The 14,187-nt window shown below is 59.8% G+C and carries 14 protein-coding genes; 5 read left to right on the forward strand and 9 right to left on the reverse strand.

All coding sequences use genetic code 11. The annotated features are described in order from the left end of the window. Positions 1-125 precede the first annotated feature (125 nt). The 3 genes from C3Y91_RS03710 to C3Y91_RS03720 all read left to right on the forward strand — a co-directional run bounded on the left by C3Y91_RS03710 (position 126) and on the right by C3Y91_RS03720 (position 3,927). Entirely contained in the window at positions 126-1,844 is a 1,719-nt protein-coding gene (locus C3Y91_RS03710) for an adenylate/guanylate cyclase domain-containing protein (protein ID WP_168575019.1), read from the forward strand. After that, positions 1,844-2,722, forward strand: coding sequence for an FkbM family methyltransferase (locus C3Y91_RS03715; RefSeq protein ID WP_168575020.1), 879 nt, complete (start codon positions 1,844-1,846; stop codon positions 2,720-2,722). Before C3Y91_RS03710 ends, C3Y91_RS03715 begins: the two co-directional genes overlap by 1 nt. Before the next feature lie 140 nt (positions 2,723-2,862). Then, on the forward strand, positions 2,863-3,927 hold the full coding sequence (locus tag C3Y91_RS03720; RefSeq protein ID WP_168575021.1) for an acyltransferase family protein: 1,065 nt from the start codon (positions 2,863-2,865) through the stop codon (positions 3,925-3,927). Between the two features lie 358 nt (positions 3,928-4,285). Here C3Y91_RS03720 and C3Y91_RS03725 read toward each other — a convergent pair whose 3' ends face one another. The 8 genes from C3Y91_RS03725 to C3Y91_RS03760 form a co-directional block, all read right to left on the reverse strand. Then, a complete protein-coding gene (locus C3Y91_RS03725) occupies positions 4,286-5,185 on the reverse strand; it encodes an RDD family protein (RefSeq protein WP_168575022.1) in 900 nt (299 codons plus the stop codon). Beyond that, on the reverse strand, positions 5,182-6,258 hold the full coding sequence (locus C3Y91_RS03730) for a stage II sporulation protein M (protein ID WP_168575023.1): 1,077 nt from the start codon (positions 6,256-6,258) through the stop codon (positions 5,182-5,184). The genes C3Y91_RS03725 and C3Y91_RS03730 overlap by 4 nt, the downstream gene beginning before the upstream one ends. Beyond that, entirely contained in the window at positions 6,258-7,568 is a 1,311-nt protein-coding gene (locus C3Y91_RS03735) for a DUF58 domain-containing protein (protein ID WP_130663591.1), read from the reverse strand. The genes C3Y91_RS03730 and C3Y91_RS03735 overlap by 1 nt, the downstream gene beginning before the upstream one ends. After that, positions 7,569-8,525 carry an AAA family ATPase gene (locus C3Y91_RS03740; RefSeq protein WP_018071512.1) on the reverse strand — a complete coding sequence of 319 codons (957 nt, stop codon included), beginning with the start codon at positions 8,523-8,525 and terminating at the stop codon, positions 7,569-7,571. After that, on the reverse strand, positions 8,512-9,786 hold the full coding sequence (locus tag C3Y91_RS03745; RefSeq protein WP_168575024.1) for a hypothetical protein: 1,275 nt from the start codon (positions 9,784-9,786) through the stop codon (positions 8,512-8,514). Before C3Y91_RS03745 ends, C3Y91_RS03740 begins: the two co-directional genes overlap by 14 nt. Beyond that, the gene (locus C3Y91_RS03750) at positions 9,779-10,534 is read right to left on the reverse strand and encodes a hypothetical protein (RefSeq protein ID WP_130657183.1); all 756 of its coding nucleotides are present in this window, start codon (positions 10,532-10,534) and stop codon (positions 9,779-9,781) included. The genes C3Y91_RS03745 and C3Y91_RS03750 overlap by 8 nt, the downstream gene beginning before the upstream one ends. 3 nt (positions 10,535-10,537) lie before the next feature. After that, positions 10,538-10,984: a DUF805 domain-containing protein gene (locus C3Y91_RS03755; protein WP_047618252.1), complete on the reverse strand. Its 447-nt coding sequence runs from the start codon at positions 10,982-10,984 to the stop codon at positions 10,538-10,540. 205 nt (positions 10,985-11,189) lie between these two features. Then, a complete protein-coding gene (locus C3Y91_RS03760; RefSeq protein WP_168575025.1) occupies positions 11,190-11,636 on the reverse strand; it encodes a DUF805 domain-containing protein in 447 nt (148 codons plus the stop codon). A gap of 291 nt (positions 11,637-11,927) precedes the next feature. Here C3Y91_RS03760 and C3Y91_RS03765 point away from each other — a divergent pair, with 291 nt between their 5' ends. Both C3Y91_RS03765 and C3Y91_RS03770 read left to right on the forward strand, forming a co-directional pair. After that, positions 11,928-12,341, forward strand: a complete 414-nt coding sequence (locus tag C3Y91_RS03765; RefSeq protein WP_130663637.1) for an MbcA/ParS/Xre antitoxin family protein — start codon at positions 11,928-11,930, stop codon at positions 12,339-12,341. Continuing rightward, the gene (locus C3Y91_RS03770; protein ID WP_130784097.1) at positions 12,335-13,033 is read left to right on the forward strand and encodes an RES family NAD+ phosphorylase; all 699 of its coding nucleotides are present in this window, start codon (positions 12,335-12,337) and stop codon (positions 13,031-13,033) included. The genes C3Y91_RS03765 and C3Y91_RS03770 overlap by 7 nt, the downstream gene beginning before the upstream one ends. 169 nt (positions 13,034-13,202) lie before the next feature. Here the strand turns inward: C3Y91_RS03770 and C3Y91_RS03775 are convergent, their stop codons facing one another. Then, positions 13,203-14,108 carry an NAD(P)/FAD-dependent oxidoreductase gene (locus tag C3Y91_RS03775; protein WP_168575026.1) on the reverse strand — a complete coding sequence of 302 codons (906 nt, stop codon included), beginning with the start codon at positions 14,106-14,108 and terminating at the stop codon, positions 13,203-13,205. Between the last annotated feature and the right edge of the window lie 79 nt (positions 14,109-14,187).

Raw genomic sequence — 14,187 nt, forward strand, 5'->3', positions numbered from 1 at the left:
TTCCGCTATTGTCCCTTTCCCTAAAACTTGCGCATAAGCATATGGAATGTGATCGCGATCGAAGCAATTCCGCCTCTTTCTCAATCTCTATGGGCCTGCGGTTACATCGACAAGAACGGGAATGAATGACGACGGTCTCGGCCACAGGGATTTTTTCAGAGCGTACGATCAGAAGGGCGAGGCTCGGTTCCGGCCTCGTCATTTTCATCTTCGTCCTCTTGCATTTGTCGAACCATGCGATTGGCCTGATTTCGGTCACCGCCGCCGATAAAGCCGCCCACCTCTTCCTGGCGATCTGGCGCAATCCTTTGGGGACCGCCATCTTCTATTCGTCGGTTCTCACCCATATCGCGCTGGTGCTGCGCGCCATCTACATGCGCCGCAGCCTCGTCATGCCGAAGGGGGAAATGGCGCAGATCGTGCTCGGCTTGCTGATCCCGCTGCTGCTTATGGATCATGTCATCGGCACGCGCATCGCCCACGAGTTCTACGGCTACATCGACGACTACGAGACGGTCGTCAGTACGCTCTGGATCAGGAACCCGACAAACGGCGTGCGGCAGGTGTTCGGTGTCGTCGCCGTCTGGATCCACGGCTGCATCGGCATCCATTTCTGGCTGCGCTACCGCTCCTGGTATCCGGACTTTGCGCCGCTGCTGCTGGCGCTTGCGATCCTCGTGCCGGTGCTCTCGCTGCTCGGCTTCGTCGAAATGGGCCGCACGCTCGCCGATCCCTCCTACCAGCAGGCAATGACCATCAGCGCCTACAAGGAGGACATCAACACCCGTTACGCCTCTAACCCGGAAGTTCACCGTCAGGTCGCCATGATCCGCGCCGGGCTCTACGGCGCCTTCTCGGCCTCTCTGCTCATCGTCGTCGCTGCCCGCGCCCGGCGCAAGCTGAAGGAGCGGCTCGACCAGGTCGCCGTGAATTATCCGGGCGGCGAGGTGATCCGCGTGCCGCGCGGCTTCTCGGTGCTGGAAGCAAGCCGGCTCGGCGGTCTGCCGCATTATGCCGTCTGCGGCGGCAAGGGCCAGTGCTCTACCTGCCGTGTGCAGATCCTTGGCGATTACGACAGCCTGCCTGCCCCCGACAAGATGGAACAGACGACATTGAGGCGCATCAATGCCGGCCCGGATGTCCGGCTCGCCTGCCAGCTTCGTCCAAACCGCGACGTTGCGGTCGCGCCGCTTCTCGTACCGGCGACCGAGGCAGCCCTTCCTGCCAACAGCCAGGAAACGAGCCCCGGCCGCGAGCGTGAGATCGCCGTGCTCTTCGTCGATATCCGCCATTTCACCACGCTGACGGAAACCCGCCTGCCCTTCGATGTCGTCTTCCTGCTGAACCGCTATTTCGCCATCATCGGCAAGGCGGTGGAGCAGGCGGGCGGACGGCTCGACAAGTTCATCGGTGACGGCGCCATGGCGCTCTTCGGCCTCAATACCACGCCGGAGGAAGCCTGCCGCCAGGCGCTCGCCGCGGCAGCAGCGATCGTTACGGAGATCGAGAAACTCGCAGCAGAACTCGCCGACGAACTGGCACTGCCGCTGCGCATCGCGATCGGCATTCATACCGGTCCCGCCGTCGTCGGCACGATGGGATACGGCCGGGTGCGCAGCATGACGGCGATCGGCGATACCGTGAATGTTGCGAGCCGGTTGGAAAGTGCTGCCAAGGAGTTCGAGGCGGCGATCGTCATCTCCGAACCGGTGGCGAGCCTTTCGGGTGCCGATCTCGCCGGCATCGAAAGCCGTGAAATCAGTGTGCGCGGCCGGGCCCTGCCCTTGAAAGTCTACGTCATCCCGAGAGAGAAAGCGGCAGAACCGCTCGAAGGAATAACCTGATGCCCGGCAAGCCCTGGCTGACCGCCAAATACTGGAGCCGCCGGCTGCGCAGGGCGCGCAATGCGACCGCTTCGCGCTTCTTCGACACCCGCTTCGGCCGCCGCCTGCTGATCGAGAATATCGGCCCGCGTGTGGTTTCGATGACGGTCGACGCCGGTGATCACCTGATGACCTTCTCGCCGGCCGACTATATCGGCCGCAAGGTCTTCCGGAAGGGCCATTTCGAGCGCGAGGCAGTCGACCGGCTGATCGTCATCCTGCGCGAGCGCGGCCTGCTCAGGAGGGACGCAACGCTGCTCGAGATCGGCGGCAATATCGGCACCCAGACCGTCTATTTCGCGCTGAGCGACACATACGCCCATATCGTCAGTGTTGAGCCCGACCCACGCAATTTCCCGCTGCTTCAGCTCAACATTCGCCAGAACCGGCTGGAGGAGAAGGTCCGGCTGATCAATTGCGCCGCCGGCGAGAGCGAAGGCGAGATCGACTTTTTCCTCAACCTCAACAATCACGGCAAGAGCAGCGCCATCCGACAAAGCCCGACAGACAAGAAGATCAGCGTGCCGGTGAAGCCGGTTTCCGAAATCCTTGCCGGGCTTTCGGTCGATCCGGCCGCAATCGGCCTCGTCTGGATGGATATCGAGGGCTACGAGCCGGTCGCCTGCCGCTCAATGCAGCCGCTGCTTGCCCGCCGCGTGCCGCTCTACATGGAGTTCACGCCGCTTTTTTACGGGCGTGAGGGAACGAAAGCCTTCATATCAATGCTCTCAGGCTTCTACGAGGATTGCCTCGTGCTGTTCGAGGATCGCGAAGAGGAAATGAAGGTCCGTGAGCTGCCGGGCGATTTCGATCAGTACAACGTGCTGTTCCTGCCCTAAACTAGGTCGCGATCTTTCAGATTCGCTTGCCGCGCTTTAGGTCGTGCGGTTGAGGACGACCTCGAAGTACGGCTTCGTCCCCTTGCGCCCGGTCGGGGCATGGCGGAATATGACCACCAGGGTGAAGGAACGGGTGGGGAATGGAGGCGGATCGGATAAGGGGCCTTGATGGCATCAGGGCTATTGCCATCCTTGGTGTGTTCTATACGCATTTCGTCGACGGAGATTCCTTGCTCGGCGACCTGGCGGTACGAACGTTCTTCATTTTGAGTGCCTTCCTGATTACCGCCAAACTGGTCGCGTTGCGCGACGCCGAAGGGTTCAGTTTTGCGGCGTTGCGATCTTTCTACACGCGAAGGGCGCTCAGGCTCCTGCCGACATATTACGCCATGGTCCTGGCCCTCGCCGCGATCGGCCTCGTCACGATCCGGGATGGGCTTTTTTATCATCTCGCCTTTCTGTCAAACGTCTGGTTCGCGATGAACATGAATTGGCACCCATGGGTGCTTGCCCATATCTGGACCCTGTCCGTCGAATGGCAGTTCTATCTCATTTGGCCGCTAGTTGTCCTCAGCTGCGCAAACAGATCGGTGGCGCTGGTCGCCGCGGGCGCCATCGCCATTGCGCTGGCATTCTGGCTCAGATGTTATGTCACCGGCTATTACCCCGACAACATGGTCTTGTGGTCTCCCTTCTCGCTTGATGCATTCGGCGTGGGAGCTTTGGTCTTCTTCCATTCGGGCATGCTGGCACGTCCGGTCCGAACACGCCTCCTTGCGGCAATCCTGCCGGCAGCGCTGTGGGGTGCCCTGCAACTCGTTGAGACGGATGGCCGTCCACGGTTGCTGTTGGTCGTCGATTTCCTTCTACAAATTCTTCCGCTTCTGCCGATGGCAATCCTGATTGCCATAACGGCATCGGGGACAAGCCCGATTATCAATCGCGTACTTGGAGCCCGGCCCTTGGCCTATCTCGGCCGCATCAGCTACGGATGTTATCTCTACCACTTTCCGATGCTTTGGCTGATGATGCATCTTATGTGGCGGCTCTTCGATTACCCGCTGAAGCGGGGGATCATCCAACTGGTCGTTGTTGCGATCCCGACAATCGCCTTTTCCGCCCTAAGCTGGGAATTCTTCGAACGGCCGATCCAGAAATGGGGGGCCGGCCGCCAAAAGGCGCCGCAGGCCAAGATCACCGTATGAGCTAGACTAGCCAGTCGCTTGGCTGGAGCAATGATCGTCTCCAACCAAATTGGGTGGAGGGCTCCTACATGGAGATAGCGCAAGGGATCCTTCGAGATGCCAGCATATGTGCTTAGACGGATCTGTCTGCGGGGTCTGTATGGAATAGACCTTATCGCTCAGGGGTCATACACCAGCCAACCATGGCGAATGCGAGAAATGCTAGGCGCGGCATGTGCGTCATGGTTGTGGGGTGACGCAGTTAAACGTTTCGCTGCGGGTGAAATCGCTTCTCGCTCAAGCTATTTTTGGTGCCAGCTCCCGATCATCATTTAATGGCGGTGATTTACCACCTTCCAGCCCAACGCACTCTTCCGCCTCAAACAAGTTTCTTCGCACTTGTCTGCGCATGCTCATGATACTTATTTTCGCGAAGCGTGCCGAAAAGCTTCAAGCTTTCCAGATGCTCGCGCTGGGCCCGATAGAACTCGTTGAGGAAGTGCAGCTCCCGGCCGGGCTTCACAGTGTCTTCAAACCGGATCCTTCGGGTAATGGTTCGAACGATCTGTTCGATCTCCTTATAGTTGGACCTCTTTGTGGAGTCGCGAAGCACGTCCTCCAGCGTCTGCAGCTCATATTTGCCGTAGACATCGAGATGTTCCGGCAGGAATTCGTACTCCGCCTGCGTCGATGCGGCGGCAGGAGCAGAAAGCACGAGATCGGAGAGCAGCACGGAGCGCGGAGTGTCGACCACCAGGGTGCCGGCGATGATGTCGCCAAGCCTTTGCCGGCGTCGGTTGGTGAAGGGGACGATGACCACCGCTAAAAGCCAGAGGCTCGTCAGACCGTTTTCCCAGGCCGACTGCGTGCCGACCGAAGCCAAAAGGCCCATGGGGGCGAAAATCTCCACCTGTTTCATCAGGTTGCGTGCGGTCACCTGGTGCGGCGTGAGCCGCCGTCCGTCCATGTTGATGACGCGGATGCCCGTGATTCTTTTCCCGAGCGTGCGTCCGTTCCAGATGAGCTCCGAGAGGATGTAATAGGGGATCTGCACCAGAAAACCGAGCAGCACCATGAGCATCGCCTCGGCGGTCATGGGCAGCACGCCTGTGAAGAGGATGGCCACAGCGCAGACGAACATGATGATCGAGGTGAAGACGATGTCGAGGAATTGCGCGCCGAAACGGGTTCCAATCGAGGCAATGGCGAAGGTGATCGGGACGCCTTCCGGCGGGATGAACTGCTCGATGCGCTTGCCGTCCGTGACTGCCTGGCTCATCGCATGGCCTCGCGCGAAACCTTGCTTTCGCGACCTCCAAGCAGCAGCCAGCCTACCCAGACGAGGCCCATCCCCCATCCGATGACGATGCGCCAGAGCGGATCCTGAATCAGCTGACGCAGGAACCCTTCGATGAAGGCTGCCACGATGAGCATCAGCGCTGCCAGGATGGCGAGCTTGACGGCATCATGCGCCTGGTGACGCAAGGCTTCCTTTCGGGTTCTGGCACCGGGCAGGAGAACGGCAAGTCCGAGCCTTGCCCCGCCCGCGCAGGCAATGGCGATGGCCGCAAGCTCGGTCACGCCGTGGATCGAGAGCCAGGCGAACACATCGTAGCCCAGCCCTCTGCGATAAAACATCGCGAAGAACGCGCCGAGGATCAGACCATTGTAAAAGGTCAGGATGAAGCTCGGCACCGACACGAAAACACCAAGGGTGAAGATCAGGATGACGATGGTGGTGTTGTGGGAAAAGAGAAAGGCGGAAAATGCGGCCAGCCGGTCGCTGTCATGCCCTTCATCGCCATAGATGGTCGAGCGGAGGTAATCGGTCGAGGCATCAGGCGTGCGCTGGTCGGCCATCTCCGGCGGCACCAAGGTATAGAACCAGCTCGGGTCGTTGGCGCAGAGCCTGTATCCGGCTAGCGCGCCCAAAATGAGCGCCAGGAAGCCGATGAACAAAGGCAGGGCCGAGCGCCGCACGGCCTGGGGAATGCCGTGCAACAGCAGGCGCGACATCAGGCCGCCCAGGCTTTCCTGCGGGGCATAGACGACGAGATAGGCCCGGGCGCAGAGGCTTTCCAGATAGGCGATCAGGGCGCGATCGAGAGAAATATCGCGCGCCACGCTCAACGAGTTCATCGCCTGCCTGTATCCGGTAGCGAGATTGCGGACTTCATCATAGCCGAGTGTGGCTGCGCCCCCTTTCTCGGCACGCGTCACGAGTTCGTCCAGTTGACGCCAGTGTGCCTCGCGCTCCAGCCGGAAGCGGGCCGAACGAAGCGTATCGTTCTGGACGGCGCCGACATTGACTGTCGCGCCCCTATCCATCCTGCCGTCGATACCGATATCCATCATATCATCTCACGGGATTTGATTTCGATGTAGCGCGCAATGAGATCCGAAGTCAGTGCCTCCGGCGTGCTGTCGAGGCAAAGCACCCCGAGACGCGCCAGCTTTTCCATGACGGCGCGCCTTTCGTGAAGGATCTGGCGCGCCGCAACCGAGCGGGCGACGGCATCGAGCGTCGTTTCCTCAGGCTCGATGAGCTTGGCCAGCATCGGATCGCGCAAGGCGACATAGACGACGAAGTGATGCCGGGCGAGCACCTGCATGTTCTCGATCATCAGCTCCGCCGTGATGGTGTCGACGAAATCGGAGAATATCACAATCAGCGAACGTCGCTTCAGGCGTCCCGACAGGTGGGTCAGTCCCAAAGTATGGTTGGTCTCCTGGGTTTCGTAGCGCAGCCCGGCGCACACCGTCTGCAGCCGCGGAAAGGCCGCTCGTCCGGGCAAGGCCGGCACGAACAGACGCGGCCGGCTGTCGAAGCTGTAAAAACCGACGAGATCGCCGGCAAGGCCCGCGCCCCAGCACATGGCGAGCGCCGCATTGATGGCGCGATCGAGCTTCGTGAAGCCCGCAAGCTGCTCGGCCATCAGCCGTCCGGAATCGACGCAGAGGATGATCTGGTGGTTTCGTTCGGCCCTCATCTCGCGCACGACGAGACTGCGCATGCGCGCCGAGCGCTTCCAATCGATGCTGCGCGGATCCATGCCGCTTACAAATTCACGCAGCTGGTGGAATTCCGATCCCTCGCCGCGCAACCGCAAATCCTTCTGGCCGGCCTCCAGCGGCAGGATCTGGGTCCTGATCGCTCCCGACAGCACCGGCGATATGTCGGGCTGGACAGCGATCTCTTGCCCGACGGGCATCTTCGCGATGATCTCGAGCAGCTTCAATCGCGATGGCCACTTCAGCCATAGCGCATTGACCGCGTATCGTCCCCGCCGGGTCAGATGAAGGTCCAGAGAGGCCTTGACCTCTCCTTCTCCGGCACCCGATGCAGGGTTGAGCCATCTGATTTCGTCGACGACCAGCTCGGGAGCGAGATCGAGCCGGATTTCGATTTTCCGGGACAGCTGCGACCGGATACCGACCGTAAACGCGGCGGTATGGCCGACAAAGCCCTGCGGCGGCAGATCGAAATCGACCGTCATCCTGCCCGCCAAGTTGGAGATGACCAGATCGGCGACGGTCAGGGCTGCAAGCGCAAGCCACATGAGGAGCAAGAAGTAGCTCATGTCGCGCCACCACACGCTGGTGAAGACCGTCACCGCGGCGGATATCAGAACGAGCGCGATCAGAGTGGAGGATGGCCGCATTTAACGGGGCGCATCCACGCGGTTCATGATGTTCCGCAGCACCTCGTCCGGCGTGCGCCCATCAATTTCTGCCGAGGGCGAAAGCACGATGCGATGGCGCAAGGCAGGCACCAGCAACGCCTGGACATCGTCCGGCAAGCCGTAATCCCTTCCCTCGAACGCCGCGCGCACGCGCACTGCCGATGCTACGGCGTCGGCCGCGCGGGTGGATGCGCCATAGAGAATGTCGGGATCGGAGCGCGTGGCGCGCACCAGGTCGACGATGTAGGTCAGGATCGTGTTGTCCAGACGGATCGCATCGATCAGCGCCCGCCCCTCGGCAAGTGCGGCACTTGTGACAAGCGGACGGATGCCGGCATTGCGCAGGTCTGATTTCAGCGCCTGCGTCGCGTGTTTGGAGAGGATGGCAATTTCCGTATCGCGGCTGGGAAAATCGACGACAAGCTTGAACAGGAAGCGATCGAGCTGTGCTTCGGGCAAAGGATAGGTGCCCTGCTGCTCGATCGGGTTTTGCGTGGCAAGCACGAAGAAATCCGGTCCCAGGGAATAATCGGTTCCATCAAGCGTGACCATCCGCTCGTTCATCGCCTGCAACAGGGCGGATTGCGTCTTCGGGGGCGCGCGATTGATCTCATCGGCGAGAAGAATGTCGGTAAAGACCGGGCCCTTGGTCAGGTGGAACTGATTGGTCTGGAAATTGAAGAGATTGACGCCCAGAACATCGCCGGGCATCAGGTCTGGCGTGAACTGGATGCGACGATATTGCAGCGCCATGGCAGCAGAGACCGACCGGGCAAGCAGGGTTTTGGCCGTGCCGGGCGGACCTTCGACCAGGCAATGCCCGCCGGCAAAGATCGAGATCAGGACGAGATCGATGATCGCGTCCTGCCCCTGCACCGCTTTGCCGATTTCGCCACGAACCGCAGCGATAAGATTGCGAAATTCACCTAGATCCAAGGTCAGTGCTCCCCAGCGATTTTCTAAAAATTTCGAGATTGCGGTGCAGATCCGCCCGCGTCATCCGATGTCCACGATCGATCAGCGCCTGCGCTGACGAATGCAATGCCTTCGCCGCCGCCTGATCGCGGCGCGCCAGGCGTTGAAACAGCCGCTCTATGCCCGCCTCGTTTCCGGCTCCGGGGCCGAAGACCAGTTGCGCCTTGTCCGCAAGCAGATGGAGCACGAACTGTCCGGTCATCCGGCCATCATTGCCCGACAGGCGCAGCAGACGCGCCGTCGCGTCGATCGCGGCGGTCTTCGACAGCTCGATGTTTCCGGATGTCTCCTTCAAGGCAGGCCCGAAGCGATAGGCGCCGCGCCAGAAACAAATCGCGGCGACGACAAACAGCACTCCCCAGATGACGGACAGCGGATAAGCGAAAAACCGCTTGAAATCGGAGGCAGAGCGCTCGTAGGTCCGGCCCTCATCCGCCGGTTTCTTGCTATCCAGGGGCAGGCCGGCCGTATCCAGATAGACCGGCCGCTTCTCGCCCGCGCCGCGTAACAGCGTGACGAGCGACACGGCAAAGGAGGCGTTATCGGCCAGAGCCAGTCCGTGATTGTTCAACAGGTCCGGATCCGACAGCAGATAGACGTTGGGGTCGTCCGCGCCACGCAGGAGCAGCGCGCCCGACGGCGTGCCCGCGAGCTCCTCCCAACCGCTCGGGAGGCTGGACCGTTCGAAGGTTTGGGCCAGATAGAGGGCAATCTTGATTGGCTGGCCCGGTTTCAGCTGTGGTTGCGCCTCTTCAAAATCGGTGCTACTGCGGGCGAAGCCAAAATCTGAATAACCGATCTTGTCGAGTTCGCCGCCGATATCGGAGAGATCGGCCAGTCCGGATTTGCCGGCAACACCATCCGTTGAGACGCTACCGCGCCATTTCGGCAAAACGATCAGTGTCGGCAGCGCATAGCGGTTTGACTCCCGGATCGGGCTATCTGGTCCTGCGTCATCCGCTTCCTCGTTTGCCTGAGGTGCGACAGCCTCGGCTTGGTGTATCGACAGGGGAATGATGCGCAGCGAGATTTCCGAGCGCGCCCGAGCGACATGAGGGTCGGATCGTACGACAGGGATACCCTTGGCTTGCAGCCACGTTTCCAACCCCTTGTTGCCAAGCGGCGAGCGGTCGAAGTCGCTGCCGCGCGAAAGCGCAAAGACTGCCAGAGCCGCCAGCGCAAGCAGCAGCCCCAGCAACAGAAGAGGCCCCGAGTTACGCATTGGCCACTCTGCCTGATGACAGCAAGCCGCGCGCCGTCGTCAGAAGGACGCCGAAATGGCTTTCCGCAAGCGTGCGGCCGCCGTAATGAACGAGCTCCACTGCCGTCAGAAAATTTTCAAGCCGATCGCGTTCGGGCATATTGCTCGGTAGACGGGCGAAAACGGCCCGTTCCGTATCCGAGCGGAAAAGCCGTGTTCCCGTCATATCTGCTGCATGAAGCAGGCAATGTCGGAGCAGGAGGACAAGCGCCTGCCTGCGATCCGCCATGGCGGCAATGCGCTGCAGAAAGTCGCTCGGCTTTTCCTCGGCCTCGGCTGCTGACGTGCGCCAGCTTTCCGGCGCCTCCCCCTGCCGCTTGATGTCGCGTGGGGCCGATGAAAGCAAGACGCCACCGTTGCCGAAGCGTATCCACAAGCCGATGACCACGATGAGACCGACAAGCACGATAGCAACCGCCAGAGGACCGTTGACGACCGGCTCCCGCGGGCTCATCAACGGCTTGCGTTGTGGCGACGATTTTGTCGTATTCGATGCCGGTTCGACCTTTGCAGAGGCGTCGCCATAGACGAGCGTGCAGCGCAATCCGTTCTGCTGGCACTGCGCGGCATATTCGGCTCCGACGGCGCTCTTTTGATGATCGCCGCCCCCAACCTGCTGACTGTCGCTGTCTTGCGCCCAAGCAGGCGAAAACTGAGCCGAGGCGGCAAGCAACAGAGCCACCAGCAGGCCGAGATTGCGGATGGTCATTCTCTAAGCAAAGACCTCTGCTCTCGCTTCGGGACGCAGCGGATCCGGCCCGAACCTGTTCGGACCATCCGTGCCCCTCATTACGGAAATAACCGTGATCGCGAGACCGGTAATGGTACCGATATAGGGAACCATGCCCAAGACGATCAGCGCGAGATACCACCAACCGGAAATGTCGCGATCGTGGAAACGGCGAACCTGAAGGGATAATATTGGTAAAAAGATTGCAAGTCCAAACAATCCGCCGATCACCATGATGGCGACCACCGCTGACGAAACTCCACCCTGTTGGTCGGAAAAGGCGCCTACCGCCAAAGCCAAAATTACAAGCGCGAGCCCTACCAAGGTATAGAACAACACGAACCACCAATATTCCGAGCGGGAAGCCCTGCCGGAGAAGGTTGCGTACTTCTGCGTTAAAACTGTCCGAACAGCTTCAGTAAATCCCATTTCAATGCCCCCATTTATGCTGATTCAAGCACGGTGATCGACGGTCTCATCATCGTCTTGCCTGAAAGTCACTTCAGAAAACTGCTACAATTCAAACGTAGAAATTGCAATAAGTCGGTTGCTTCAAACAGACGCTCGCTGATGCGGAAACTGAATCGTGGCCCGGGGACAGACCCAACAGGCCAACGTTGCGGATGGCCATGTGCTAGGCAAAGACCTCCGCTCGCGCTTGGGGACGCAGCGGATCTGGCCCGTATTTGTTCGGACCTTCCGTGCCTGGAAGCAAGCAGATCACGAGGATCGCGATACCGGCAATGACGTTGAAGTAGGGAACGAAGCCGCCGCCGAACAGCGCGAGATACCACCAAGCGGAAATATTTCGATCATGGAAACGGCGAACCTGAAGGGCCACCTGTGGCAAAAACATTGCCAGCCAAGTCAATCCGCCGATGAACACGAGGAGGCCGACTGGTGGCGGAACTCCGTCCCGGAAATCGGAAAAGTTGGAGGTCACAAGACACGCGATTCCGATCGCGATCAGCACCGTGAAATAGAATAAGACAAACCACCAATATTCCGAGCGGGAGGCCCTGCCCGAGAAAGTTGCATATTTCTGTACAAGAGCCGTCCCAACAGCGTCAGTAAACCCCAACTCGATGCCCCCGTCCTGCGTGCTGCGCGTCTGCTACTGTCTCACCACGGTCGTTGAGCCATAGTAGCTGCGGCTGAAAAACAGCTACAATTCAAACGTAGAAATTGCAATAAGTCGGTTGCAACGGCACGTTATTTTAGAAGCAATGATTAACGCCTTGAGATTTTCACCTCGGTGACGAGTCGTTCGGCCACCCTTTTTGCTGTCCATGTGATGCGGTCGTTTGAAGGAGAATTTGGATTTGCCAATTGGCAACAATATGCTATCTTTCTGCCAGAAAGAGAGGATGCCATGCAGCTTCAACCTATTGCTTCGACTCCCTTTAACAGGACATCGGCTGAAATCACCGATGTGGAAGCAGGGGCGCTGGCCCGCACGACGGTAAACCTCTTCAACGCCTGGAAGCTCACGGAGGCCCAGGCTTGCACCTTGCTCGGAGGTTTGTCAGCCCGCACATGGGCACGGTGGAAAGAAGGCAACGTGGGACGTGTCGATCGGGACCTGAAAATGCGGATGGCTCACCTAATGGGTATCCACAAGGGGGTGCGACATCTGTTTAAGGACCCATCAAGGGGATATGAGTGGATCAAAGCACCTAATGCGGCCTTTGGCGGCAAGTCGGCGCTGGACGTGATGCTTGAGGGCGAGCTTTCTGATCTTGCCGTGATGCGTGAATGGCTCGATGCGGAGCGGAGCGCATGGTAAGTGGGCTTGCTGTCCGCTCCCACGTACAGTGGCCTAAAACCTACCGCATCATTCGATCGATCTATCCGCCAATCGATTTGTTCGAGGACATCGCCGACCCCCGCGACTGGGAGGCCCTTGTGGCCGTCGAGGCGAAAACGAATCCGCGCATTCGATATGAGGTGGGCGATCTTGGAAAGGTGCCCGCGAACCGCCGCGTTTCGGGGACCGGCGCTAGTTATGTAATGGCCCCATTCGTCCATTGCTCAACGGGGCGGCCGGGACGCTTCACGGACGGAAGCTATGGTCTCTACTATGCAGGCGACAGCGAAGAAGTCGCTGTCGCCGAAACAATACATCATCATCAGAAGTTCATGAGCTCAACGCCCCAGCGTGCGGGGTGGACATCGGACTTTCGCGTCCTAGTGGGCAGCGTGGACCGAGAACTGGACGACGTGAACGCGGTGCCTGGCGCCCTGCATCCGGACGATTACACCGCTTCCCAGATTGAGGGACGCGAACTTCGTGCAGCGGGAAGCGATGGTCTCTTGTGGAACAGCGTTCGAATGCCCGGTCAACGTTGTATCGGCATTTTCTGGCCGGACGCCATAACCATTCCTGTCCAAGGGCGTCATTACTGCTATCACTGGAACGGCATGCGGGTGGATTTCGTGCGTCAGTACGACACCGGGGCGGTACTGGCGGTAACTTAACCGTGGCTTGTGGCAATTGCTCCATATTGCCGCGGATTTATGTGTTTCAGCGGTAATCGGCTGATTATATTAAAAGCAATGCTTAAAGCGCTGAGATTTTCAGTTCGACGAAGCGATGTGGACCTGACCTGCTGGGAAACTTTCACCCGTTTGACGTGCTGTTTCCGCCTTATACGACCGAATGCATGACAAGCGATTGATGGCAATGCACGCCGGCGAGCACGCCTGAGGCGGAAGCGAGCGTGGCATTATGCATGGCGCTTGCCGCATCGCCGGCGGCAAAGACACCCTTGATAGTGGTTTCCTTATTCTCACCGGTCCGGATGACCGGCCCGAACGGGCCGTCGTCGAAGGCGCAGCCGAGCTGTTCGGCAACCGGGCTTGCCATCGAAGTCTTCGGCGCGACGAAGACGGCATCGAGCGGCACGACGCGGCCATCAGCGAGGCGAACGGCCTCAAGCTTCGGATCGTCGCCCAACAATTCGACGATAGGGCTGCGTTCGATGCGGACGCCACGGGCTGTCAGCTTCACCAATTGCTCTTCCTCGGGCTCGAACAGCGCCTGGGTGAAAAAGGTCGTTGCGCCCCAGTCCGGGATCATCATGGCCGAATGGGCCGAATGCGGATGGTTTGCGAGAACGCCGAGCTCGCCGCCACTGACCTCAAAACCGTGGCAATAGGGGCAGTGCAGCGCGGAGCGGCCCCATCGCTCCTTGAGGCCCGGGATTTCCGGCAGTGTGTCGCTGACGCCGGTTGCAAGCAGGATGCGCGCGGCTCGTTCTTCGTCGCCGTCTTCGGTGCCGACAATGAACGCGTCACCATCGCTCTGCGCCCGGACGACCTTCCCCTGTCGGATTGTGACGGTCGGATAAAGCGAGAGTTGCCGTTTTCCCTCCCGCATGATCGTCGCCGGCCTCTGGCCGTCCTGGCCCAAGAACCCATGCGACGCTTCAGAAAAGCGATTGCGCGGCGCGCCGGCATCAACGAGCAGCACGCGCCGCCGCGCCCTGGCCAGCTGCATGGCGGCCGAAAGGCCGGCGAAGTTTCCGCCGATGACGATGGCTTCGAACGACATGGAACTCTCCTTGGGTATCGAACTCATGGCTCAACATAAGTTACATGACATGACGCCGTCAAGCATCATGTCACTTGTC

Origin of the sequence: Rhizobium ruizarguesonis (assembly GCF_012349115.1) — a bacterium.
In the GTDB taxonomy this organism is placed as follows: domain Bacteria; phylum Pseudomonadota; class Alphaproteobacteria; order Rhizobiales; family Rhizobiaceae; genus Rhizobium; species Rhizobium ruizarguesonis.